Annotated in this window: 19 protein-coding genes; 13 read left to right on the forward strand and 6 right to left on the reverse strand. The window is 73.7% G+C overall.

All coding sequences use genetic code 11. From position 1 onward, the window contains the following. Positions 1-78: 78 nt before the first annotated feature. Positions 79-678: a tetratricopeptide repeat protein gene (locus tag ACFV88_RS04390; RefSeq protein ID WP_385485840.1), complete on the forward strand. Its 600-nt coding sequence runs from the start codon at positions 79-81 to the stop codon at positions 676-678. A 158-nt stretch (positions 679-836) separates the two neighbouring features. Next, positions 837-2,783: a hypothetical protein gene (locus ACFV88_RS04395; RefSeq protein WP_385485842.1), complete on the forward strand. Its 1,947-nt coding sequence runs from the start codon at positions 837-839 to the stop codon at positions 2,781-2,783. A 61-nt stretch (positions 2,784-2,844) separates the two neighbouring features. Here ACFV88_RS04395 and ACFV88_RS04400 read toward each other — a convergent pair whose 3' ends face one another. Both ACFV88_RS04400 and ACFV88_RS04405 read right to left on the reverse strand, forming a co-directional pair. Further along, positions 2,845-3,240, reverse strand: coding sequence for a DUF6281 family protein (locus ACFV88_RS04400; RefSeq protein WP_385485844.1), 396 nt, complete (start codon positions 3,238-3,240; stop codon positions 2,845-2,847). Between the two features lie 95 nt (positions 3,241-3,335). After that, on the reverse strand, positions 3,336-3,881 hold the full coding sequence (locus ACFV88_RS04405; protein ID WP_385485846.1) for a hypothetical protein: 546 nt from the start codon (positions 3,879-3,881) through the stop codon (positions 3,336-3,338). Between the two features lie 330 nt (positions 3,882-4,211). On the opposite strand from ACFV88_RS04405, the gene ACFV88_RS04410 reads away from it, so the two are divergent. Then, positions 4,212-4,940, forward strand: a complete 729-nt coding sequence (locus tag ACFV88_RS04410; protein WP_385485848.1) for a TetR/AcrR family transcriptional regulator — start codon at positions 4,212-4,214, stop codon at positions 4,938-4,940. Positions 4,941-5,022: 82 nt separating this feature from the next. Here the strand turns inward: ACFV88_RS04410 and ACFV88_RS04415 are convergent, their stop codons facing one another. Continuing rightward, positions 5,023-6,702 (reverse strand): glycoside hydrolase family 13 protein, encoded by a 1,680-nt coding sequence (locus ACFV88_RS04415; RefSeq protein WP_385485850.1) that lies wholly within the window; start codon positions 6,700-6,702, stop codon positions 5,023-5,025. 502 nt (positions 6,703-7,204) lie between these two features. On the opposite strand from ACFV88_RS04415, the gene ACFV88_RS04420 reads away from it, so the two are divergent. Continuing rightward, the gene (locus ACFV88_RS04420) at positions 7,205-8,356 is read left to right on the forward strand and encodes a LacI family DNA-binding transcriptional regulator (protein ID WP_385485852.1); all 1,152 of its coding nucleotides are present in this window, start codon (positions 7,205-7,207) and stop codon (positions 8,354-8,356) included. Positions 8,357-8,540: 184 nt separating this feature from the next. Continuing rightward, the gene (locus tag ACFV88_RS04425) at positions 8,541-9,434 is read left to right on the forward strand and encodes a phosphatase PAP2 family protein (RefSeq protein WP_385485854.1); all 894 of its coding nucleotides are present in this window, start codon (positions 8,541-8,543) and stop codon (positions 9,432-9,434) included. A 52-nt stretch (positions 9,435-9,486) separates the two neighbouring features. On the opposite strand, the gene ACFV88_RS04430 is transcribed toward ACFV88_RS04425, so the two are convergent. Further along, on the reverse strand, positions 9,487-11,079 hold the full coding sequence (locus ACFV88_RS04430; protein ID WP_385486044.1) for an amidohydrolase: 1,593 nt from the start codon (positions 11,077-11,079) through the stop codon (positions 9,487-9,489). Between the two features lie 161 nt (positions 11,080-11,240). On the opposite strand from ACFV88_RS04430, the gene ACFV88_RS04435 reads away from it, so the two are divergent. Together ACFV88_RS04435 and ACFV88_RS04440 are read left to right on the forward strand one after the other, a co-directional pair. Continuing rightward, on the forward strand, positions 11,241-11,861 hold the full coding sequence (locus tag ACFV88_RS04435; protein WP_385485856.1) for a TetR/AcrR family transcriptional regulator: 621 nt from the start codon (positions 11,241-11,243) through the stop codon (positions 11,859-11,861). Between the two features lie 144 nt (positions 11,862-12,005). Further along, positions 12,006-12,167 carry a hypothetical protein gene (locus ACFV88_RS04440; RefSeq protein ID WP_385485858.1) on the forward strand — a complete coding sequence of 54 codons (162 nt, stop codon included), beginning with the start codon at positions 12,006-12,008 and terminating at the stop codon, positions 12,165-12,167. Positions 12,168-12,298: 131 nt separating this feature from the next. On the opposite strand, the gene ACFV88_RS04445 is transcribed toward ACFV88_RS04440, so the two are convergent. Beyond that, positions 12,299-15,352: a bifunctional [glutamine synthetase] adenylyltransferase/[glutamine synthetase]-adenylyl-L-tyrosine phosphorylase gene (locus ACFV88_RS04445; RefSeq protein WP_385485860.1), complete on the reverse strand. Its 3,054-nt coding sequence runs from the start codon at positions 15,350-15,352 to the stop codon at positions 12,299-12,301. 259 nt (positions 15,353-15,611) lie between these two features. Between ACFV88_RS04445 and ACFV88_RS04450 the strand changes: the two genes are divergently transcribed. The 4 genes from ACFV88_RS04450 (at position 15,612) to ACFV88_RS04465 (ending at position 21,094) form a co-directional block, all read left to right on the forward strand. Continuing rightward, positions 15,612-16,124 (forward strand): pyridoxamine 5'-phosphate oxidase family protein, encoded by a 513-nt coding sequence (locus tag ACFV88_RS04450; protein WP_385485862.1) that lies wholly within the window; start codon positions 15,612-15,614, stop codon positions 16,122-16,124. A 236-nt stretch (positions 16,125-16,360) separates the two neighbouring features. Continuing rightward, complete coding sequence (gene glnA, locus ACFV88_RS04455) at positions 16,361-17,722, forward strand: type I glutamate--ammonia ligase (protein WP_385485864.1); 1,362 nt, start codon at positions 16,361-16,363, stop codon at positions 17,720-17,722. A 125-nt stretch (positions 17,723-17,847) separates the two neighbouring features. Further along, a complete protein-coding gene (locus ACFV88_RS04460; RefSeq protein WP_385485866.1) occupies positions 17,848-19,182 on the forward strand; it encodes a hypothetical protein in 1,335 nt (444 codons plus the stop codon). Between the two features lie 145 nt (positions 19,183-19,327). Beyond that, on the forward strand, positions 19,328-21,094 hold the full coding sequence (locus ACFV88_RS04465; protein WP_385485868.1) for an NAD+ synthase: 1,767 nt from the start codon (positions 19,328-19,330) through the stop codon (positions 21,092-21,094). Between the two features lie 114 nt (positions 21,095-21,208). On the opposite strand, the gene ACFV88_RS04470 is transcribed toward ACFV88_RS04465, so the two are convergent. Further along, complete coding sequence (locus ACFV88_RS04470; protein WP_385485870.1) at positions 21,209-22,240, reverse strand: endonuclease/exonuclease/phosphatase family protein; 1,032 nt, start codon at positions 22,238-22,240, stop codon at positions 21,209-21,211. Between the two features lie 515 nt (positions 22,241-22,755). On the opposite strand from ACFV88_RS04470, the gene panB reads away from it, so the two are divergent. Further along, on the forward strand, positions 22,756-23,643 hold the full coding sequence (gene panB, locus ACFV88_RS04475; RefSeq protein WP_385485872.1) for a 3-methyl-2-oxobutanoate hydroxymethyltransferase: 888 nt from the start codon (positions 22,756-22,758) through the stop codon (positions 23,641-23,643). A 248-nt stretch (positions 23,644-23,891) separates the two neighbouring features. Next, entirely contained in the window at positions 23,892-24,455 is a 564-nt protein-coding gene (locus tag ACFV88_RS04480) for a hypothetical protein (RefSeq protein WP_385485874.1), read from the forward strand. Positions 24,456-24,510: the final 55 nt, after the last annotated feature.

Below are 24,510 nucleotides of genomic sequence, written 5' to 3' on the forward strand. Positions count from 1 at the left end.
CTGATCACAGCCTTTCCCCGGCCGCTTGTGGGGTACAAGTGTGCGAAGGTGTGCCTGTGGAGAACGGGAAGGGGAGGCATGCGTGGGAGCGGGAGCGGTGACGGCGGCAGCACGGTGGGCCGCAGGGCGAGCGGACCGGGCGGCACGGCGGGCACCACGGTGGCGGTGACGCACGACGGGGAGCCCGGGCTCGCTTGGGAACAGCGGCTCGCAGCCGCCTGGTCCCGGTACGACACGCTGTCCGCTTCCGAGTTCCGGGCGCTCATCGACACCCTGGCCGGGGAGCTGCCGACGGACAGCGCGGTGGCCGCGTTCGAGCGGGCCGGCGCCTTCGACTCGACCGGCCGCCCCGAGCGGGCGGTCCCGCTGTACCGGCTCGCCCTGGAGCGCGGGGTGGTCGGCGTACGCCGGCGGCGGGCGAAGATCCAGTTGGCCAGCTCACTGCGGAACCTGGGCCGCCCCGAGGAGGGGGTCGTGCTGCTGACCCCGGAACTCACCGCGGAGCACGACGACTTGGACGACGCCGTACGGGCGTTCCTCGCCCTGTGCCTGGCGGACACCGGTCGGGAGCGGGAGGCGCTGGCCCTGGCCCTCGGCTCGCTCGCCCCGCACCTGCCCCGCTACCAGCGGTCGTTGGGGCACTACGCGAAGCAGCTCACGGCTCCGAGCGAACCCTGACCCGCGCCGGAACCCGACCCCGTCGGAACCGACCCGCGGCCGAGCCCCGGTCCGTGCCGGTCCGGTCCGTGCCGGTCTGGGCTGGGCTGGGCTGGGGCCGACGTCCCCCGTCCGGGTCGCCCCGGTGACCCGGGGACGGTTCGTTCGTTGCGCTGGTCGTGCAGTCACAGGATGTCGCCACCCGCCCCGACCACCCGACCGACCCGGCCACCGACGTGGAGCGGGCCGGGGCCGCTCTCGTCGAGCACTACCCGCGGCTCGCCCGGCTCGCCTATCTGGTGCTGCCGCCGGACCTCCCCCGGGCGCGACGGGCGCTCACCGCGCACGGGGTGGTCCAGCGGTCCCTGCCGCGCGACCGGAACGGTCAGAGCGTCGGCGGTGTGGTGCCGGCCCGCCGCTCCGACGACTCCCGGTCCGCCGATCCGGAGTACGCCCTCGCCCGACTGCGGGTCCTGCGGGCCGCGTTGTCGGCGGGGCGGCCCGCCAAGCGGTTCGCCCTGGCCGACCGGGTCCGACGGCGGCCCGCGCTGCCCCTGGTGTGGGGCCTGAAGCTGTTCCCCCGCTCGGGCGGTGCCGACGAACTCGCCCTCGACCGGCAGTTGGCGGACCTCTCCGCCGAAGGGCGTGCCGCCTACGTGCTGCGGGGTCTGGAACGGCTGTCCGAGGACGCGACGCTGGACCTCCTCGCCGCGGCCGGCGCGAAGGACCCCGAGGGGGCGCTGGACGAGGCCGACGAGGTCGAGGCCCCGCCCGCGCTGCTGGAGTCCCCCGAGTTCGATCCGTGCGCGCTCCAGGCGCGGCCCACCGACCTGGTGCGGCGCCGGCAGCACTTCCGGGCGGCCGGGGTCACCCTGGCCGCGTTGGTGGTGTGCGGCACCCTGCTCGGGCTCCCCGGCGAGGGCTGGGGACCGGACGGTGCGGCGGCCCCGCCCTACGCGCGCAACCCCGCCGGGCAGGCCGCGCTCGACCCCGACCAGCTCACCGGCGCCGAGGCCACCGCCTGGGAGACGTCCGACCGCACCGACTTCTCGGTCTGGCCCGCCCGGGGCTCGCACACCAAGGACAAGGCACTGCTGCGCCGGGCGCTCGCCGTGTGGGCGCGGCCCGGCGGGTCGGTGCGGGTGTCGGCCACCCCGGGAACGGCGTCCGGCGCGGCGCCCGGACCGGCACAGCTCCTGTACGCGGGCGAAGTGGACGGGGCGCGGGTCGTCCTCTTCTACGACGGGCTGCGGGTCGTCCGGTACGCGGAGCCCGTCGAGGGCACCCGGGACGCCGCCCTGGACTTCGCCCGGGTGGACGGTGCCCAGCGGGCGGGGGCCGGTGCGCTGGTGCTGGGCCGGACCGACGGCAACGTCCGGTATCTGACGGCGCCCTGGGTGACGGACGCGTCCATGCGCGATCTGCGGGAGCCCGGCAGCACTCCCGTGAAGCTGCGCAGGTCCGCCGACGGGGTCACCGATCCGTTGGCCGCGGGGGGCCGCCCCGACCCGAACACCGGGCTGTGCGCCACCTGGCACGTCCTCCAACTGGAGGAGCGCGGCGGCGGGGAACGGCTGCTCACGGACCTCGGCGAACTGACGCCCGCCCGGCTGACCTCGGGCACGCCCGGCGGTGCGCGGGACGCCACGGGCAAGGGTGCGCTCGACGAGTGGTCGCGCACGGCGTGTTCGCTGGCCATGTTGCAGGGGCAGGGGATGCGGTCGGTCAACTCCTGGGCGTACGCGCGCCAGCCGCTGCCACAGGGCAACGGGGAGGCCACCTGGCTGTGCACCCGGGGTGACACCTGGCGGGGCGGGGAGGCCAGGGTGCTGGCCCAGGTGCTCGCCCCCGGGAAGCCCGTGGCCGCGGTCGCCGCGCAGTCGTCGGGCTCGCCGGCGTGCGGGGTGCGGGAACCGCGGGTGCTGGCCGGGGCCCTGTGGAAGTCGGACGCCGGCTCCTGGTACCTGTTGGCCGCCGGGAGCGCAGGGGTCACGGAGGTTTCCACCACCGGTGACGTCGCCGAGAAGGCCACGGGCCGTTTCCTGGCCGCGCCCGCCCAGCAGGGCGCCCAGGCGCAGTTGCGGGGCCGCAACGCGGACGGCAGCGTCCTGCACGCCCTGCACTAGGTGCGTCCCGACCCTTCCGGCGGCCCGCTCGGGCGGGCTGCCGGAAGGGTCGGTCGGGCGCTCACTTGCCGTCGATCAGCCGCCGCACCTCCGGCGGGAGCTCCGTACCGGAGTGGACGGCGACCAGCGTGACCTCGTCCGGGGTGGCGCCGACGGCGATGGCGACCTTCGGGGACACGCCCTCGACGGCGTAGGCCCTCTCCGTGGTGGCCCTCTCGTCGGCGCCGCTGTGGTCGTTGCAGGGCGGCGAGGTGGCCCGGCCCAGCTCGGCGCCGACGGGCACGTCCCCGGCCCCGATGTCGCCGACGCCGCCGTACGTCCGGTCCTGGTACGTCACCTCGTAGGCGCAGGCCGCGGCCTGGTTGCCCGTTGCGTCGTCGTCCACCGCGCACGCGGACAGCGACACCACCACGAACACGGCCGTCAACGCGCCGACGGACCGCACGGTCCCCTTCATGAACGTCCTCCTCGCCGGGCGCCGGACTCCGGCCGGCGCGCTCGTGCTCCTACGACGGGCGAGCCCGCGGAAACGTTCACCGCGGGAGAGACCCGCTACGGGTGGTGCGGGAGGAAGGAGCGCGCGTCCGGCGGGCGGGGCGGCTCCCAGCCGGTGAGGGCCGGGTCGTGGACCACGATCGGAACGGCGCGGCCCAGCAGGGCGGTCACCGTCCCGGTGGAGGTCAGGGCGTCGGCGGCCCGTTCGCAGGCGTCGGCGAACAGGCCGTAGAGGGCCTCCGCGCAGTCGTCCTCCTCGTCGTCGGTGAGGTCGTCCCCGTCCTCGTACCAGTAGCCGAGCCGTTCGGCCTCCGCCCGGAACGCCGCGGCGCCGTCGGGGTCCTCGGGGCCGCCGCCGATGCGTTCGACCTCGGGGAGCCAGTGCGCCGGGTTCCACCGGGCCTCGTCCGGCCCGTGCCGGTCCAACGCGGCGCGGAACCGGCTCTCGGTGTTGCGGCCGACCGCGAGGTACGGGCGGCGGGGGTCGTCGCCGAGGCGAGCGATGCGGAAGGAGACGACGTAGATCTCCGGGCGCAGGGCGTGGGGGAAGCGGCCGATGGCCTCGGCAGCGGCCCGGCGCAGGTGGTGGGGGTACCTGGTCATGGCGTCTTCGTGCTCCGGATGGTGGGGGGTGAAGGGCCGGTCGGGGTGGGGGGCGTCCGGCGGCCCTTCGTCGGACCATGGAGTACTTCACCACGGGTGGAGCGGCCGTGCGGTGCGGTCCGTCGAGAAACCCGGCCCGCGGTCGGTCGGGTTCCTCCGCCGGTCGGCGGACGCGCCCCGGTCCCGCCCGGAACTGGGAGCCGCGATCGGTACCGGAATCGGCCCTTCTCGCCTACGAACAGGGGGAGTTGGCACGTGGTACCTGAGGTTCCGGTAACGGTCCTCGGGCAGGGCCGGGCTCGCGGGACGGGTGCCGTTAGGGTGTTCCCCATGACGACCGGGGTGCGCCGCAGGATGGGTGTGGAGGAACGACGGCGGCAGTTGATCGGGGTCGCTCTCGACCTGTTCAGCCGCCGTTCGCCCGACGAGGTGTCCATCGACGAGATAGCCGCCGCCGCGGGGATATCCCGACCGCTGGTCTACCACTACTTCCCGGGCAAGCTGAGTCTGTACGAGGCCGCGCTGACCCGGGCCGCCGAGGACCTGGCGGGGCGCTTCGAGGAGCCGCACGAGGGTCCGCTCGGGGACCGGCTGCTACGGGTGATGCGCCGGTTCTTCGACTTCGTGGACGAACACGGGCCGGGGTTCTCGGCCCTGATGCGCGGGGGCCCCGCCATCTCCCTGGGCGAGTCGGTCCCGGTGAACACGGTCCCCGCGACCAACGCCCTGATCGACTCGGTGCGGCAGACCGCGTACGAGCACATCCTGTCCCATCTGTGGGTGGAGGCCACGCCGCCGCGGCTGGAACTCGTGGTGCGGTCCTGGATCTCGCTCGCCGAGTCGACGGCGCTGCTGTGGCTGGACAAGCGGCAGATCCCCCGCCACGAGTTGGAGTTGCAGCTCGTGCACGACTTCGCGGCGCTCCTCGCGGTCAGCTCCGCCTACGACGAGGAGATGGCCCGGATACTGGTCCGCATCCTGGCGGCCGAGCCGGTGGACGGTCCCTTCGGCGATCTCGTGGGCCGGCTGATGGCGTTGGCGCCCCGGGCCCCGGTCTGAGCCGAACCACCAAGGAATCGTTCCTGCACCTCCGGTGCGCCCCGACCCGCGTCCAGCGGTCGGGGGGCGCACGGGCCGGGCCTCAGGGAGAGGTCCACCAGGCGGTCGTGTCGGCGGGCAGTTCACCGTCCGCCCCCAGCGGGGCGCTCGACAGCAGCAGGGTGCCCGGACCCGTCCACGGCACCGGCGCGCCCGTCGTGTTGGCGGCGCAGACGAGGTCGCGCCCCCCGGCGGTGCGTCGGAAGGCAAGCACCCCGGCCGGGGCGTCCAGCCACTGCACCCGGTCGCCGGCGCCCAGCGCGGGGTGGGCCCGACGGGCCGCGAGGGCCGCCCGGTACAGCTCCAGCGTGGAACCCTCGACGCCGGTCTGCGACCGTACGCTCAGCTCGCCCCAGCCGGCGGGTTGCGGCAGCCAGGAACCGCCGGAGCCGAACCCGTACGAGGTGCCGTCCACCGTCCACGGGATCGGCACGCGGCAGCCGTCGCGGAAGCCGTCCTGTCCGGCGGCGCGGAAGAAGGAGGGGTCCTCGCGGACCTCGTCCGGCAGGTCGACCACGTCCGGAAGGCCGAGCTCCTCCCCCTGGTACACGTACGCCGATCCGGGGAGCGCCAGCATCAACAGGGTCGCCGCGCGGGCCCGGCGCAACCCCAGCTCGCGGTCGCCGGCGCTGCGCAGTTGGGTGCCGAGGCCGGGCGGGTTGGCGAAGCGGGTGGCGTGCCGGGTGACGTCGTGGTTGGAGAGCACCCAGGTGGTCGGGGCGCCCACGGACCTCATGGCGTCCAGGGACCGGTCGATGATCGTCCGCAGTTCGGCGGCGTCCCACGGGGTGGTGAGGTAGGGGAAGTTGAACGCCTGGTGCAGCTCGTCGGGGCGGACGTAGCGGGCGGTCCGTTCGATGGTGGGGGTCCACGCCTCGGCGACGAAGATCCGCTCCCCGGGGTACTCGTCGAGCACGGTGCGCCAGGAGCGGTAGACCTCGTGCACGCCGTCCTGGTCGAAGAAGGGTTTCGCCTCGCCGTCGAGCAGGCGCAGCTGTTCGCGGGTGCCGAGGTCGGGCAGGCCGGGGGCCTTGACGAGGCCGTGGGCGACGTCGACGCGGAAGCCGTCCACCCCCATGTCGAGCCAGAAGCGCAAGATGGAACGGAACTCGTCGCCGACGGCCGGGTGGTCCCAGTCGAAGTCCGGTTGTTCCGGGGCGAAGAGGTGCAGGTACCAGTCGCCCGGGGTGCCGTCGGGGTCGGTGGTGCGGGTCCAGGCGGGTCCGCCGAACACCGATTCCCAGTCGTTGGGCGGGAGTTCGCCGCCGGTCCCCCGGCCGGGGCGGAAGTGGTAGCGCTCGCGCAGTGCGGAGCCGGGCCCCTCGGCGAGGGCGCGCCGGAACCACTCGTGCTGCTCGGAGGAGTGGTTGGGGACCAGGTCCACGATGATCCGCAGTCCGTGGGCGTGGACGTCGCGGATCAGGGCGTCGGCGTCGGGCAGGGTGCCGAACACCGGGTCGACGGCGCGGTAGTCGGCGACGTCGTAGCCCGCGTCGGCCTGCGGCGAGGCGTAGAAGGGGCTGAGCCACACCGCGTCGACCCCGAGGTCGCGCAGGTACGGCAGCCGGGAGCGCACGCCTTCGAGGTCGCCCATGCCGTCGCCGTCGCCGTCGGCGAAGCTGCGCGGGTAGACCTGGTAGATGATCGCCTCGGTCCACCAGCCGGGGCTGGTCGCGGCCGGTCCGGTTCCGGACTGCGGCTGGTCGGCGGTGTGCTGACTCATGGTGTCCTCGCTGCGTCGGGGGCGGATGCGCTCGGGAGGTCTGCCGCGGGTCCGGCGGGTCGGGTGCCGGGAGCCGCGCGCGGTGCGGCCGGTGACGAGAGGCTTCGGGGGGCGCGGGGCGCGTGGGGCGACGGGGCGACGGGCTGCCGGGAACGGGGACGCACGGGGTCCGGGTCGGTCCGGCGGTGCGCACCGGAAGAGGTGAACGTAACAGCGGTGCCTTCCCCTACGAAATACCTTGCAGAAAGAATGCGCAAGAAGGTCGCCGTTCCTTCGCAAGGTCTTGCGGTGCGGGTGCGGGTTCGGGTGCGGGGCACGGCTCTTCGGGGCCACCGGGGCTACGCGGACATGCGGGGAGCCGCTCTTCGGGGCTACGTATACGTTGAGCAGGCGCGGGCCGACGGGCCGACCGTGCGTCGCCCGTGAGCGCCGCCCGGTCGGCCGACGTGCCGTCATGTCGCCCCAGCCGCACGCCCGTTCGGCACGAACACGAGGGAGCCCGATGAGCCAGCAGCCCGCGGCGCACCACCCCACCGACCCGGTGTCGCCCCCGGCCCGGGGGTGGGTGGACGACGGGCGGCCCGCGCCCCCGTCGGGGACGGCACGGCTCGCCGACATCGCGGCACGGGCGGGGGTCAGCGAGGCCACCGTCAGCCGGGTCCTCAACGGGAGACCGGGGGTCGCCGCGGCCACCCGCCGGTCGGTGCTCGCCACGCTCGACGGCCTCGGCTACGAACGGCCCCTGCGGCTGCGGCAGCGCAGCGCCGGACTGGTGGGGCTGATCATCCCGGAGCTGGACAACCCGATCTTCCCGGCGCTGGCCCAGGTGATCGCCCAGTCACTGACCGGGGAGGGCTACACCCCGGTGCTCGCCACCCAGGGCCCGGGCGGCTCCACCGAGGACGAGCTCACCGAGATGCTGGTCGAGCGGGGGGTGCGCGGGATCATCTACGTCTCCGGGCTGCACTCCGACACCACCGCCGACCCGGGGCGCTACGAGCGGCTGCGCGCCCAGGGGGTGCCGTTCGTGCTGGTGGACGGGTTCGCCCCGACGGTGCGGGCGCCGGCCATCTCCCCCGACGACCGGGCGGCGGTGGAGTTGGCCGTGACGCACCTGGTCTCCCTCGGTCACACCCGGATCGGTCTGGCGCTCGGGCCGGGGCGGTTCGTGCCCGTCCAGCGGAAGGTCGAGGGCTTCGTCCGGGCGGTGCGCGCGCAGCTCGGCCTCGACGAGGAGGAGATCACGGGGCGGCTGGTCCAGCACTCGCTGTTCTCCCTGGAGGGGGGTCAGGCGGCGGCCGGGATGCTCGTCGACCGGGGGTGCACGGCGGTGGTGTGCGCCAGCGACATGATGGCGTTGGGTGCCGTGCGCGCGGTCCGGCAGCGCGGTCTGGACGTGCCGCGTGACGTGTCCGTCGTCGGGTTCGACGACTCCCCGCTGATGGCGTTCACCGATCCGCCGCTCACGACGGTCCGCAAACCGGTCCCGGCGATGGGGCGGGCCGCGGTGCGCGCCCTGCTGGAGGAGATCGGGGGGACGCCCGCGCCGCCGAGCGAGTTCGTGTTCCTGCCCGAGCTGGTCGTCCGGGGGTCCACGGCCTGCGCACCCGGGCGGCCCGCCCCGCGAGCGGAGCCGCCCCGTACCCGTCCGTGAGCCGGGCCGTCCCCCGCGTCCGCGAGCCGGGCCCGGGCGCGTCCGGTCGTGTGGTGGACCGCGCCCGGGTGTCCCGTACTCCGCGCGGAGGAGGGACGACGGTACGTGAGGGGGACCGAGTGCGGGGTGGGCCCTCCCAAGGGATGATCAGACCTAGCACCATCATCTGGCAGACTCTTCCCCCATGGGTGAGACGACCGTGACACAACTGGAAGGCCGGCAGCAGGCCGCCAGCGGGGAGCCCGGTGCCGCTCCCCGAGGCGGCGTCGCACCCGTGGACGAGCAGGTCAGTGCCCCGCGGCGGACCGGGGGGCACGCTGCGCGCGGGCTGCTCGACCGGATGCGGGCGCCGCGCCGGCCCCGGCTGTGGTTCGAGGTCCTGCTGATCGCCATCAGCTACTGGACCTACTCGTTGATCCGCAACGCCGTGCCCGAGCGGGAAGCGCAGGCGATGCGGAACGCCCACTGGATCTGGGACCTCCAGCAGAGCATGGGGTTGGCCTTCGAGAAGGCGGTCAACCACGCGGTGGACTCGGTCACCTGGCTGGTCGTGGGGATGAACTACTACTACGCCACGTTGCACTTCATCGTGACGCTCGGCGTGCTCGTCTGGCTGTTCCGCAGCCATCCCGGCCGGTACGCGGCCACCCGCACGGTGTTGTTCGCGACGACGGCGGTGGCCCTGGTCGGGTACTACCTGTACCCGCTGGCGCCGCCGCGGCTGATGACCGGCGGCGGTTTCATCGACACGGTCCTCGTGCACGAGACCTGGGGGTCGATGGCCTCCGGGGACCTGAAGAACATGTCGAACCAGTACGCGGCCATGCCGTCGATGCACATCGGGTGGTCCCTGTGGTGCGGGCTCACCCTCTACTTCCTGGCGCGGGTGCCGTGGGTGAAGGTGCTCGCCCTGCTCTACCCGGTCGCCACGCTCGTCGTGATCGTCGCCACCGCCAACCACTTCTGGCTGGACGCGGTCGGCGGGATGCTCTGCCTCGCCTTCGGCTACGGCGTCGCCCGCCTCTGGTACGGCGACTGGCCCTCGCGGCTGCCGCAGACGGTTCCGGCGAGCGGCTGACCCCGCCGCCCACTGGAACCGCCCGCCGGAGCCGCGGGTCAGGTGCGGTGCGTCAGCTGCGGTGGGTGACGCGCCCTGCGACGGTGGTGAGCCTGACCTCCGCCTCGGCGACCTCGTCGGCGGGGGCCTCGACCGGGTCGAGGCCGAGCGCGGTGAGGTCGGCGCGGTAACCGGGGGCGATCCGGCCGGCGACGTCCGCCTCCCCGGCCGCGAGCGCGGCGTGCGAGGTGAGCCCCTCCAAGGCCATGAGCCCGGTGAGCCCGGCCCGGGCGGACGCCGCGCCGCGCGGTGCCCGGGCGGTGGCGAGCACGGACCGGGCGTCGAAGTGGGCGATCGGCCAGTCGGACCCGAGGGCGACCACCGCGCCCGCGTCCCGCAGGTCCCGCACCCGCCAGGCCCGCCCGGCCCGCTCGTCACCGAGCCGCCGGGACCACTCGTCGCTGTGGTCGGCGCGGGTGTAGGCGCTGTGCGGGGGCTGCATGGAGGCGATGGCGCCGAGGGCGGCGAAGCGGGGCAAGGTGTCGTCGGGCACGGTCTCGATGTGTTCGATCCGGTGCCGCAGCCGTCCGCTGTCGCCGAGCGAGGCGACGGTGTCCAGGACGTGCCGTACCGCCGCGTCGCCGATGGCGTGGGTGGCGGTGCGGACCCCGGCCGCGTGCAGGTGGCGCACGGCGTCCGCGTACGCCGCGGGGTCCGGCCAGAGCGCCTCGGTGCCCCGGCCGTGGCAGTCCGGGTGGTCCAGCCAGGCGGTGCCGCCCTCGACGGTGCCGTCCATGAAGAACTTCACCCCGCCGATCCGCCAGCCCCGGCCGCCGCGCCCCTGGAGGGCGATCAGCTCGTCCAGGGCGTCCCGGTCCGCGCCGGGCATGCACCAGGGGGCGAGCCGCAGCCGCAGCGGTAGGTCCGCCTCCTCGGCGACGGCGGCCAGCAGGGCCACGTCACCGGCGTCCATCACCTGGGCGCCGGTCAGCCCGGTGGCCGCCATGGACGACAGCAGCCCGAGCAGTCGGGCGCGCCGTTCGGCGTGCGGCAGCCGGGGCAGTACGGGGGTGAGGAGTTCCATCGCGGCGTGTTCGATCAGATGGCCGGTGGGCCCCTCGGCGTCGCACACGACCTCCGCGCGCTGGGTGAACTCCCGGGGCCCGGTGACGCCGGCCGCGCGCAGGGCGGCCCCGCTGGCCAGTGCGGAGTGGCCGTCGTAGAGGCGGAGCAGGGCCGGGGCGCCGGCCACCGCCTCCTCGATCAGCGCCCGGTGCGGGGCGGCGCCGCCGAAGGCGTTGTGGTCGAGGCCCCAGCCGAGGACCCAGCCGTCGATCCGGTCCGCGGCGGCGAGCGCAGCGCGCAGCCCCGCCAGGTCGGTGACCCCGGTCAGATCGGCTCCGGTGGCCATCTCCAGCCCCCACACGGGGTGGCTGTGCGCATCGGTGAGCCCGGGCACGAGGGTCGCCCCGGCGAGGTCGACGACCTCGGTGCGCGCACCGCGCCAGTCGCGGACGTCGGCGTCGTCGCCGACCGCGGTGATCACGCCCGCGCGCACGGCGACGGCGGTGGCCGCGGGACGGGCGGGGTCGAGGGTGCGGACCCGGGCTCCGGTCAGGACGAGGTCGGCGGCGGTGTCCGGGGCGGGGGCGGCGGGGTGCGGCATCGGATGCTCCTTCTCGCGGCGGGCGGCGCGGGTCACGGTTCCTCTCCCGTCCGGCCACCCGAAACCTAAAGGCTTTCGGTTTTGCCACGGTAGCCTGTGCCGGAGAGGCCCGGAAGGCCCGGTCCGCGCGGCCTCCGCGCCCCCGACGGAAGGCCCACGGCATGGGACGCCCCCGCACCCCGCTCCTCGACCGCGAGCGGATCACCACGACCGCACTGGAACTCGTCGACGAACAGGGCGACTTCAGCGTGCCGCGGATCGCCGCCCGGCTGGGGGCGCGGACCGCTTCCGTCTACCACCACGTCGACGGGCGGGACGGCATCGTGGAGCTGCTGCGCGAGCGGATCTGCGCGGCGATCGACTCCGGGACGCTCGACGCCGAGCCCTGGGAGCGGGCGCTGGCGGACTGGGCCCGCTCCTACCGCGCCGCCTTCGCCGCGCACCCCCGGGCGATCCCCCTGCTGACCACCTCACCGGTGCGCGCGCCCCGGGTGCTCGCCCAGTACGAACGTGCGGTCGTCCGGCTGCTGGGCGCCGGGTTCCGGCTCCCCGACGTGATGCCGGTCGTCATCGCCCTGGAGAACCTGGTGCTGGGCTCGGCGCTGGACCTCGCCGCCCCCGACCCGATGTGGGAGCTCCCCGACCGGACGCCCACCCCGCACCTCGCGGACGCCCTGGCCGCGGGGGGACCGGGGCGCGCGGACCGGGCCTTCGAGTTGGCGCTCACCGGTTTCGTCGCCCATGTCGCGACGCTGCGCGCACCGGGGGCCGACAGGTCGTGACCGGTCGGGGGCCGGGGCCCCGAACCGGCAACCGAACCTTTGCGCGGACGAGTTCGCTCTGAGACGATCACGAAAGTGTGGATCTTCGGCTCCACCCGGAGCGGCCGCCGGTCGTTCCGCCCGTGCGACTCACAGGAGTTCACCGTGCCCATCGAGGACTTCATCACCGGAGCGATCAGCGACGCCACCGACGCGGCCACCGAGGCGGCCACGGACGCGGCGACCGAAGCCGTCGAGTCGGCCACCGACGCGGTGACCGACCCGGTCAGCGACGCCTTCGGCTCGGTCGGCGGCCTCTTCGGCTGACGTCCGAGGGCGGTTCCCGGCTCCCGGCCCGTTGCGGTCCTCCGCTCCGGCCGGTGCCGGGACACGCCGCGGCTCCCCCTCCCCGCCGGACCGGACTTCGGCTGCGCGAGCGGGAGCGGGAGCGGGAAGGCTCAGGAGTCGTAGAACACCTCGTCGACCACCGCACGGGCCCGCCGGGTGACCCGTCGGTAGCCGTCGAGCATCTCGCCGACCTGGCCAGGACCGTAGCCCAGGTAACGCCCCACGGCGGCGAGTTCGCGCCCGTCGGACGGGAAGGTGTCCCCGGCCCGGCCGCGCACCAGCATCACCGCGTTGCGCACCCGGGAGGCGAGCACCCACGCCTCGTCGAGGACGGCTGCTTCCTCACCGCCCAGCAGCTCCGCCGCGCGGGCCGCCGCCAACGCCTCACGGGTCCGGGTGGTGCGCAGGCCCGGTTCCGCCCAGCCGTGCCGCAGTTGGAGCAGTTGCACCGTCCACTCCACGTCCGAGAGACCGCCGCGCCCCAGCTTGGTATGCAGCGTGGGGTCCGCGCCCCGGGGCATCCGCTCGGACTCCATCCGGGCCTTCAGCCGCCGGATCTCCCGGACCGCGTCCACCCCGACGCCCTCCGCCGGGTACCGCAGGGGGTCGACCAGTTCGATGAACCGCTGCCCCAGCTCGACGTCCCCGGCGACCGGTTCGGCCCGCAGCAGGGCCTGCGCCTCCCACACCAGCGACCAGCGCCGGTAGTACGCCGCGTACGAGCCCAGGGTCCGTACCAGCGGTCCGCTCTTGCCCTCCGGGCGCAGGTCCGCGTCGATGAGCAGCGGTGGGTCGGCGCTGGGGATCTGGAGCAGTCTGCGCAGTTCGGCGACGACGGTGTTCGCGGCCTTCGCGGCGACCTGTTCGTCCACGCCGGCGCGCGGCTCGTACACGAACAGGACGTCGGCGTCGGAACCGTAGGACAGTTCGTGCCCGCCGAAGCGCCCCATGCCGATGACGGCGAACCGGGCGGGCAGTTCGTCGCCCCAGCCGGCGCGGACGACCGCGCGCAGCGTGCCGGCCAGGGTCGCGGCCGTCAGGTCGGAGACCGCCCCGCCCACCAGGTCCACGAGCGCGCCCTGATCGGCGACGGCGGGCTCCTCCTCGGTGCCGTAGGAGGAGACGATGTCGGCGGCGGCGGTGCGCAGGAGTTCCCGGCGGCGCACCCCGCGGGCCGCTCCGACGGCCTGTTCCACCCCGTCCGCGCGGCGGACGGCGGCCAGGATCTCCTGTTCCAGCGCGGCCCGGCCCCGGGGCCGCAGTCCGCTGGGGTCACCGAGCAGGGCCACCGCCTCGGGGGCCCGCAGCAGCAGGTCCGGGGCCAGTCGCCCGGCGGACAGCACCCGGGCCAGGTTCTCCGCGGCGGCGCCCTCGTCCCGCAACAGCCGCAGGTACCAAGGGGTCTTGCCGAGCGCGTCGGACACCTTGCGGAAGTTCAGCAGCCCCGCGTCGGGATCGGCCGAGTCCGCGAACCAGCCGAGCAGCACCGGCAGCAGGGTGCGCTGGATGGCGGCCTTGCGGCTCACCCCCGAGGCGAGCGCCTCCAGGTGCCGCAGCGCCGAGGCCGGGTCGGCGTACCCGAGGGCCACCAGACGTTCCCGGGCCGCCTCGGTGCTCAACCGGACTTCTCCCGGGGCGAGTTGGGCGGCGGCGTCGAGCAGCGGGCGGTAGAACAGCTTCTCGTGGAGCCGCCGCACCACCGAGGTGTGCCGCCGCCAGGCCCGGTCGAGTTCCGTGATGGGTTCGGTGCGCATGCCGAGCGAACGGCCGATGCGGCGCAGATCGGCGTCGTCCTCGGGGACCAGATGGGTGCGGCGCAGCCGGAACAGTTGGATGCGGTGTTCCAGGGTCCGCAGGAAGCGGTAGGCGTCATCGAGTTGGGTGGCGTCGACCCGGCCGACGTAGCCGCCGCGCGCCAGTGCGTCGAGCGCGTCCAGGGTGGTGCCGCTGCGCAGGGAGGTGTCGGCGCGGCCGTGCACCAACTGGAGGAGCTGCACCGCGAACTCGACGTCCCGCAGCCCGCCGGGGCCCAGCTTGAGTTCCCGTTCGACCTCGCCCGCGGGGATGTTCTCGACCACGCGTCGCCGCATCTTCTGCACGTCGGCGACGAAGTTCTCCCGTTCGGCCGCCTGCCACACCAGGGGCGCGAGCGTGGCCACGTAACGCGCGCCGAGTTCCTCGTCCCCGGCGACGGGTCGGGCCTTGAGCAGGGCCTGGAACTCCCAGGTCTTCGCCCAGCGCTGGTAGTAGGCGAGATGGCTGGAGAGGGTGCGCACCAGGGGCCCGTTGCGGCCCTCGGGGCGGAGGTTGGCGTCGACGGGCCAGATGGTGCCCTCGACCGTGGTCTCGGAGCAGATCCGCATCAGGTGCGAGGCGAGCCGGGTCGCGGCGCGCAGCGCCTCGGCCTCCTCGCCGCCGTTGCCGTCGCGGCTGTCGTTACCGTCATGGCTGCCGTGACTGCCGTCGTGACTGCCGTTGGCGGCGGGCTCGGCGACGAAGATGACGTCCACGTCGGAGACGTAGTTCAGCTCGTGACCGCCGGTCTTGCCCATCGCGATGACCGCGAGCCGGCACTTGGCGGCGTCCTCGGGGGCCGCCGCGCAGGCCAGCCGCAGCGCGGCCCGCAGGGTCGCCGTGGCGAGGTCGGCGAGTTCGGCGGCCGTCTGGGCGACGTCGGTGGTCCCGCACACGTCCCGGGCGGCGATCGACAGCAGACAGCGCCGGTAGGCGACCCGCAGCGACACGGGGTCGGTGGCCCCGGCCAGCTGGCGGGTGAACTCCCCCACGCCCGGGTGCAGGTCCTGCGCCTCGTAGGTGGCCAGGGCCAGCCAGTCCCGGGGGTGCCGGGCCAGGTGGTCGGCGAGCGCCTCGGAGGCGCCGAGCACCCCGAGCAGCCGGTCGCGCAGGGGCTTCGCGGTGATCAGGGTGTCCAGCAGTTCCCGGGCGCCCACCTCGTCCGGCTGGGCCTCCACCAGCCGGGAGAGCCCCAGCAGGGCGAGATCGGGGTCGGCGGTGCGGCTGAGCGCGTCGAGCAGCACCGGGTCGGCGCGCACCGGGGCGAGCGCCGCGCCGTCCAGCAGCCGTTCGGCCGCGGAGGGGTCGGTGAAGCCGTGCCGCAGCAGCCGGGTGAACGTGCTGCTCCTGCGCCCCTGGGGCACCGTCATCGCCGCGTCCTTCCGACCGCCGTCGCGCCGGCCCGCCCGGGCGGTGCGCCCGCCGGCCCCGTGTTCCGTCCGTCCCGTCCCGCCATCGTTTCGCCGCCCGTCCCTTCCCGTGGTGCGGACCGTCCCGGAACCGGCCGGGAGATCACGCGGCACGCCGAGCCTACGTCGTGACCGATCGGTTCCGCCCGGGAGCACCGTCTACCCTGTGCCGCACCCCGTCGCCGGGGCGGGGGCCGGGCCGTGACGAAGGAGCCGCACCATGCCGCAGGGCGCACCGAACGCAGAACTCAACGCCGACTTCAGTTCGCCGGGGGCGAAGCCCACCGAGTGGTCGCGGGTGGAGGAGGTGCTGTCCGGCGCGGGGACGTTCTGGGTCTCGACGGTACGCCCGGACGGCCGACCGCACGTCACCCCGTTGATCTCGGTGTGGTGGGACGGCGCGCTGCACTTCGCGACCGGCCCCGGGGAGCGCAAGGCGCTGAACCTGGCGGAGAACCCGGAGGTGGTCCTCACCACCGGCACGCCCGCCTGGGACACAGGTACGGACGTGGTGGTGGAGGGCCGGGCCGAGCGGGTCACGGACGAGGCGGAGCTTCAGGAGCTGGCCGGCGCCTGGCAGTCGGCCTACGGGCCCGACTGGGCGTTCGAGGTGCGCGGGGGCGCCTTCGAGGCGGACGGCGGGGTCGCCTGGGTGTTCCGGGTCCCGCCGCGCACCGTCTTCGCCTTCGCCAAGGGGGAGCCGTTCGGCCAGACCCGCTGGCGGCTGGGCTGATCGGTCCGGTCGACGGACGCCGGGCCCCCGCATTCCCCGACGGCGGGCCCGGCCGTTACGGCAACCCGGATCAGCAGGCAGTATGGGCACTGAGCCACGGCGGGCGGCCGGTCGCGCACAGTCGGCCCCACGCCCGAAACGTGCCCGAAACCGTGTGAGGGGATGCTCGTGACCGGACCTTGTCCCATGGCACCGGAGCACGCGGCCTGACCAGCAAGGATGGGTGGAAGTCGACAATGGACAAGCAGCAGGAGTTCGTGCTCCGCACGCTGGAGGAGCGCGACATCCGGTTCGTACGCCTGTGGTTCACGGACGTGCTGGGCTTCCTGAAGTCCGTCGCGGTCGCGCCCGCGGAGCTTGAGCAGGCGTTCGACGAGGGCATCGGCTTCGACGGTTCCGCCATCGAGGGCTTCGCCCGGGTGTACGAGTCCGACATGATCGCCAAGCCCGATCCGGGGACCTTCCAGGTGCTGCCGTGGCGCGCGGAGGCACCCGGGACGGCCCGGATGTTCTGCGACATCCTCATGCCGGACGGTTCGCCGTCCTTCGCGGACCCCCGGTACGTCCTCAAGCGGGCCCTCGCCAAGGCGTCCGACCTGGGCTTCACCTTCTACACCCACCCCGAGATCGAGTTCTTCCTGCTGAAGGACCGGCCGCTGGACGGCTCCCGGCCGACGCCCGCCGACAACTCCGGCTACTTCGACCACACCCCGCAGAACGTCGGCATGGACTTCCGCCGGCAGGCCATCACCATGCTGGAGTCGATGGGCATCTCGGTGGAGTTCAGCCACCACGAGGGCGCCCCCGGGCAGCAGGAGATCGACCTGCGGTACGCGGACGCGCTGTCCACCGCCGACAACGTGATGACCTTCCGGCTGGTGATGAAGCAGGTCGCGCTGGAGCAGGGCGTGCAGGCGACGTTCATGCCGAAGCCGTTCTCCGAGCACCCCGGTTCCGGGATGCACACCCATCTGTCCCTCTTCGAGGGCGACCGCAACGCGTTCTACGAGTCCGGGGCCGAGTACCAGCTCTCCAAGGTGGGGCGCTCCTTCATCGCGGGCCTGCTGCGGCACGCCGCGGAGATCTCCGCGGTCACCAACCAGTGGGTCAACTCGTACAAGCGCATCTGGGGCGGCTCGGAGCGCACCGCGGGTGCGGGCGGCGAGGCGCCCTCGTACATCTGCTGGGGCCACAACAACCGCTCCGCGCTGATCCGGGTGCCGATGTACAAGCCCGGCAAGACCGGCTCGGCGCGGGTGGAGGTCCGTTCCCTGGACTCGGGGGCGAACCCGTACCTCTCGTACGCGGTGCTGCTGGCCGCGGGCCTCAAGGGCATCGAGGAGGGCTACGAGCTGCCGCCGGGCGCCGACGACGACGTCTGGGCGCTGTCCGACGGGGAGCGCCGGGCGATGGGCATCGAGCCGCTGCCCCAGAACCTGGGCGAGGCGATCCGGCTCATGGAGCGCAGCGAGCTGGTCGCCGAGACGCTCGGCGAGCACGTCTACGACTTCTTCCTGCGCAACAAGAAGTCGGAGTGGGAGGAGTACCGCTCCGAGGTCACCGCGTTCGAGCTGCGCAAGAACCTGCCGGTGCTGTAGGCGCGGTCGCGGACGGCCCGGGACGCCGATCGGCCCGGGCCGTCCGCGGGCCGTCGGACTCCGTGGAGTGTCAGTGCCTTGTCGTAGCCTCATGGGGTTGATCTTCTCGACCCACGGGGGTGGGCATGGCGACGTGGCTTCTGGCGTGCAACCAGGAGATGTTCGAGCTCGACCGGTACCGGCAGGACGGGCACAGCCTCGGCTCCTGGAGCGTCGGGCGGTACAGGACGGAGTTGGCCGCCGGCGATCGGTTCGTCATGTGGGTCACGGGGCCTCTCGGAGGACTCGTCGGCCGGGGGCGCATCACGGGTGTCCCGACGCAGCAGGCGAGTGCGCCGGACGAGTACTGGCAGGAGGACCCCGGAACGCGCTGGTACGCACCGCTGGTCATGGACGAATGGCTCCCCGGGGCGATCCCGCGGCAGCGGTTCACGGCGGATGCCCGCTTCGAGGAACAGTCGCCGCTGAACACGCTGTACGCCGCGAACCCGCACCGGGTGACGGAGGGGCAGTGGAGCGCCTTCGAAGAGGCCTTCGCCGACGGTCACGTCGTGGACACCCCACCCGCCTGGCACCTCCTGCCCGGCCAGACCGTCAAGCGCAAGGAGCTGCACGACCGGTACGGCGGCAGCCGCCAGGGCGGCATCAGCAAGTGCGCCAAGTCGAAGAACGTGCTGCTGTTCAGCGACCCCGAGACCGGGCACCAGCACGGCTACTTCGACACCTGGGCCGAAGACGGCACGTTCCACTACACGGGAGACGGACAGACCGGCCCGCAGACCTTCGACAGCCTGGGGAACGCATCCACGCGTGACCACGCGGGCCTCGGGCTCGCACTGCGGCTCTTCGAGGGGTCACGCGGCACCGTTCGGTACGTCGGCGAGTTCGCGGTGGACCCGGAACAGCCGTACTCCTGGGGTGAGGCGCCGGAGACGGGGGGAGGTCCGCTGCGGCCGGTCATCCGGTTCCACCTGGCGCCGGTCGGCAGGGCCACTCAGCCGGCGGGCGTCCCCGTCGGTCGTGGATATCGCGAGGCGGACGAGTCAGTCCAGCCGTCCCCCGCTCGGCCCGGCCCTGCGGACGCGGATCTCGTCGGGCGGAACCTCAAGGCGCACCGCAAGCTACAGAACGACTTGGCCGAGGCCGCTGCTGCGCGCGGACTGGAAGCCTTCTCGCCAGGTGTCGCGGACCCCGACTTCGACCTGGGGTGGCGGCGGAGCACTGCTGAGCTGACGGTGTGCGAGGTGAAGTCGCTGACGCCGGCCAATGAGACCCGTCAGCTTCGGACGGGGATCGGGCAGCTGCTCGACTACCACGACCGGCTCAGGGACAGGGCCACCTCCGTGGCGGCCGTCCTGTGGGTCGAGCGCGAGCCGTCGGATGCGCGGTGGGTCGCCCTGTGCGACCGCGTCGGGATCACTCTCGCTTGGCCCGGCCGTGAGGACGACGTGCTCATCTGATGCAGCTGCCGGTGCGGTCATCGCAGGTCGCGACCCGTCCGGGCCCGCGGCAGCCGTCCGTGGGCCCGCCCCCGGTCTGCCGCCGCCCCAGCCCCGTGCCGGCCCGGACGGGACATTGCGTCGGAGTGACGATTACACTGGGGGGGTGCCTCAACTACGTCTTGCCCTGAACCAGGTCGACTCCACGGTCGGCGCCCTCGCCAGCAACGCCGACGCGGTGCTCCGGTGGACCCGGCACGCCGCCGGGCAGGGGGCCCATCTGATCGCGTTCCCCGAGATGGTCCTGACGGGGTACCCCGTCGAGGACCTGGCGCTGCGCTCCTCCTTCGTGGAGGCGTCCCGCACCGCCCTGCGGGACCTCGCCCGACGCCTGGCCGACGAGGGCTTCGGACAGATCCCGGTGGTCGTCGGCTACCTCGACCGCTGCGAGACGGCGCAGCCGAAGTACGGCCAGCCCGCGGGCGCCCCGCAGAACGCGGCGGCCGTCCTGCACGGCGGCGAGGTGGTGCTCACCTTCGCCAAGCACCACCTGCCGAACTACGGGGTCTTCGACGAGTTCCGGTACTTCGTGCCGGGCGACACGCTGCCCGTCGTGCGGGTGCACGGGGTGGACGTGGCCCTGGCGATCTGCGAGGACCTGTGGCAGGACGGCGGACGGGTGCCGGCCGCCCGGAGCGCGGGGGCGGGCCTGCTGCTGTCGATCAACGCCTCCCCGTACGAGCGGAACAAGGACGACACCCGGCTCGAACTGGTCCGCAAGCGCGCGCAGGAGGCCGGCTGCACCACGGCCTACCTGGCGATGATCGGCGGCCAGGACGAGTTGGTCTTCGACGGTGACTCCATCGTGGTCGACAAGGACGGCGAGGTCGTCGCACGGGCCCCGCAGTTCGCCGAGGGCTGTGTGGTGCTGGACCTGGAACTGCCCGCGGCGAGCGAGGAGCCGCCTGCCGGGGTGGTGGACGACGGGCTGCGGATCGACCACGTGACGCTGTCGGCCGAGCCGCTGCCGCCGTACGAGGCGGAGCTGACCGGGGGGTACGCGGAGCGGCTGGACGACGACGAGGAGGTGTACTCGGCGCTGGTCGTGGGGTTGCGCGCCTATGTCGCGAAGAACGGTTTCCGCTCGGTCCTCGTCGGGCTGTCCGGCGGGATCGACTCGGCGCTCGTGGCGGCCATCGCCTGCGACGCGCTGGGCGCGGAGCACGTGTACGGGGTGTCCATGCCGTCGAAGTACTCGTCGGAGCACTCGAAGGAGGACGCCGCGGAGTTGGCGCGGCGCACCGGGCTGAACTTCCGCACGGTGCCGATCGCCCCCCTGTTCGACGCGTACATGGATGCGGTGGAGCTGACCGGGCTCGCGGAGGAGAACCTCCAGTCCCGGCTGCGCGGCACCCTGCTGATGGCGATCTCCAACCAGGAGGGCCACATCGTGCTGGCCCCGGGCAACAAGTCGGAACTGGCGGTGGGGTACTCCACGCTGTACGGCGACTCGGTGGGCGCCTACGGGCCGATCAAGGACGTGTACAAGACGACGGTGTTCCGGCTGGCCGAGTGGCGCAACCGGGCGGCGGTCGAGCGCGGCCAGGCCCCGCCGATCCCGGAGAACTCGATCAGCAAGCCGCCGAGCGCCGAACTCCGTCCGGACCAGGTGGACACGGACTCCCTGCCGGACTACCCGGTGCTGGACGGCATCCTCGACCTGTACGTGGACCGGGACCAGGGCGCGGACGCGATCGTGGCGGCCGGCTACGAGGCGGAGTTGGTGACCAAGACCCTGCGGATGGTGGACACCGCCGAGTACAAGCGGCGCCAGTACCCGCCGGGCACGAAGACCTCCGCGAAGGGCTTCGGCAAGGACCGGCGGCTGCCGATCACCAGCCGGTGGCGGGAGTCGGCCGCGCCCGCGGAGTGAGTCCGGCCCGGCCCGGGGACGTTCGCGTGCCGGGGCCGGGGTGCACAGCTCAGGGGTACGCGGGTCAGGGGTGCACAGCTCAGGGGTGCGCGGGGCAGGGGTGCGCGGCGGGGCTCAGAGCGTGATGCGGGCGGCGACCGGGAGGTGGTCGCTGGAGGTGCGGGGCAGGGTCCAGGACTTCACCGGTTCGACGCCCTTGACGAGGATCTGGTCGATCCGGGCCAGCGGGAACGCCGCGGGCCAGCTGAAGCCGAACCCGCTGCCCGCGGCGCCCTGGGTGGAACGCATCTGCGCGGTGACGCCGTTGAGGGCGCGGTCGTTCATGGTGCCGTTGAGGTCGCCGAGCAGCACCACCCGCTCCAGCGGTTCCCGGGCGATGGCCTCGCCCAGCGCGTCGGCGCTCTGGTCCCGACGGCTGGCGGTGAAACCGGCGTTCAGCTTCACCCGCACCGACGGCAGGTGTGCGGTGTACACGGCGACGGGGCCCTGCGGCGCGGTCACCGTGGTGCGCATCGCCCGGGTCCAGCCGAGCTTGATGTCGACGGGCCTGGTCCCGCTCAACGGGTACTTGCTCCACACCCCGACCGTGCCCTCGACCTCGTGGTAGCGGTAGGTGCTCTCCAGGACCCGGGAGTACACCGGCACGGCCTGCGGAGTCAGTTCCTCCAGCGCGACGACGTCGGCCCCGGAGGCGGCGACGCCCCGGGCGGTGGCGGCGGGGTCGGGGTTCTCGGCGTTGACGTTGTGGGTGACGACGGTGAGGTCCCCGCCGCTGCCCGTCTTGTCGGTGACGAGACCGCCGAAGAGGTTCGCCCAGGTGACGGCGGGGACCAGCACCGCGATCAGCGCGGTGGCGGACTTGCGGACCACGGCCAGCAGGAACAGCACCGGCACGAACACGCCGAGCCACGGCAGGAACGTCTCGTTGAGGCTGCCGAGGTTGCCGATGGAGTTGGGGATCTGCGCGTGCAGGATCATCACCAGCGCGAGCAGCACGGCGAGCCCGGTGAGGACCAGACCGCGCCGCCAGATCCCCGGATCGCCGCGCCAGCCGGTGAACAGGCGCCGCAGCCGGGAGGCGGGACGGCCGGTCCGCGTGTCGCCTTCGCCGCTGTCCGTGTCCGTCGCGTACGCCTGCTGCGCCATGGGGTCGCCTCACTGCCTGCTGTGCACTTCGTTGCCGCCTGTCATGACCCTAGGCGATGAACGCTGGTGTTCCCGCCCTCCCGCGGCGGCCTTACGGGCAGGAGAACGGCGATGTGCCCCGCGGGGGTTCCGGTACGGGGGCCACCACCGTTCACTGTGACGAAATGCGCACACGTGCCCGGGCGCGGCGACCATACTGCGCCGGGCCCGGGGTCGCCAGTAGGGCGACGGGAATCCGTGTCGCGGGGCCGTGACGTGGGGTCCCTCCGAAAGACGCGCCCCCGGGGACGCCCCGGGGGCGCCCGTCCCGGCTCCCCCGGGGCGGCTGCCCGACCGATCGCAGCGGGGCCGGGGGGACGGGAGTGGCCCGCCGGGTCGGGGGGAGCGGCGGCGCGCCGGGCCGATCCACCGCACCGGCGGCACCCGACTACCGCGGGGCGGCACGAGGTGCCACCATGGAGGTGATCCGGGGACGCCGTCAGGGCGCCTCGAGATGACATGAAGGAGCCGTTGCGATGACGCAACACGTGGCTGCCCGTACGGCCGGTCAGGAAACCGCACCACCACCCGCCGAGGACGGCAGGACGCTCTACGGGGGCAAGGGCACCCGTCGCATCACCGTCCGGGACATCGGCCTCGCCAAGGAACGCGGCGAGAAGTGGCCCATGCTCACCGCCTACGACGCGATGACCGCGTCCGTCTTCGACGAGGCCGGCATCCCGGTCCTCCTGGTGGGCGACTCCATGGGGAACGTCCACCTCGGGTACGAGACGACCGTACCGGTGACGATGGACGAGATGACCGTGTTGGCCGCAGCCGTCGTGCGCGGCACCAAGCGGCCCCTGATCGTCGCCGACCTGCCCTTCGGTTCGTACCAGGAGGGCCCCACCCAGGCGTTGCGCAGCGCCATGCGGCTGGTCAAGGACGCGGGCGTCGGCGCGGTGAAGCTGGAGGGAGGGGAGCGCTCGCACCGCCAGATCGAGTTGATCGTGGAGGCCGGCATCCCCGTGATGGCGCACATCGGGCTCACCCCGCAGTCCGTCAACACCATGGGTTACCGCGTGCAGGGCCGGGGCGAGGAGGCGGCCCAGCAGTTGCTGCGGGACGCCAAGGCCGTCCAGGACGCGGGCGCCTTCGCGGTCGTCCTGGAACTCGTTCCCGCCGAACTGGCCGCCGAGGTGACCCGTACGCTCCACGTCCCCACGGTGGGCATAGGCGCGGGCCCGGACACCGACGCCCAGGTGCTCGTCACCACGGACATGCTGGGCCTCACCAGCGGGCGCATGCCCCGTTTCGTCAAGCAGTACGCGCAGCTGCGCTCCGTGATGGGGGACGCGGCCCGCGCCTTCGCCGACGAGGTCATCGACGGGGCGTTCCCCGCCGAGGAGCACTCCGTCCACTAGCAGCACCCCCGTGACCGGTTCGGCGGCGCCGCCGTCGGACCGGCCCACCGGACCACTGCGGCACCGGGACAGCCCGTCGATCCTCCCCCGTCGACGGGCTGTCGCCGTTCCCGCCTCGGGTGGCTGCTCGGTGCCCGCCCGCTGACGGTACGATCCTCCTACTGCCTGCCCGGACGGCGGGTTTCCCACAGTGACGGGGCCGCGTTCCAACCGGCCCGTTTCCCACGTGGTTTGAGGAGGATTCCCGGGTGTCTTCGCGTCGACTGCCCTCGTGGGCCTGGGTCACCGGCCTACTCAGTGCGGCCCTGGTGGTCGTGGTGGGGCTGGCCGTACGGGTCGAGCCCCTGCCCGAGGGCGGGACCGGAGCCGCGGGTGCGACGGCGAAGCCGAGCGCCACGGCCGGCACCGAGAAGAAGAAACCGGCGGTGGCGCACCCCGTGCCCGAGGAGTCGGGGCAGGGACGGCGGGTGGTGTACTCGCTGGAACTGCGGCGGGTGTGGCTCGTCGACGGTCGGGACAAGGCGCTGCGCACCTTCGAGGTGTGGCCGGGGTCGGTGCACCCGGCGGAGGGCCCGTACAAGGTCTTCTCCCGACTGGAGACCGGCACCGGGACCGATGGCGTGAAGGTCGCGAACGTCGTGTACTTCGCCCGTAGCTCCCAGGTGACCATCGCCTTCTCCAACGCCGTGGACGGCGCCCGGCCGAAGGTCGACCTCGGGGTCCAGACCGGAGCGGTGCGCCAGGGGGTCGCCGACGGTGCGGCCCTGTGGAAGTTCGCCCCCGAGGGCACGCCCGTCCACGTCGTCACCTGACGCTCCCCCGGCCCCGCCGACCGGCGGGGCCGTACAGCACCTGTCGGTGATCTGT

Origin of the sequence: Streptomyces sp. NPDC059816, assembly GCF_042732055.1 — a bacterium.
Taxonomy (GTDB): Bacteria; Actinomycetota; Actinomycetes; order Streptomycetales; family Streptomycetaceae; genus Streptomyces.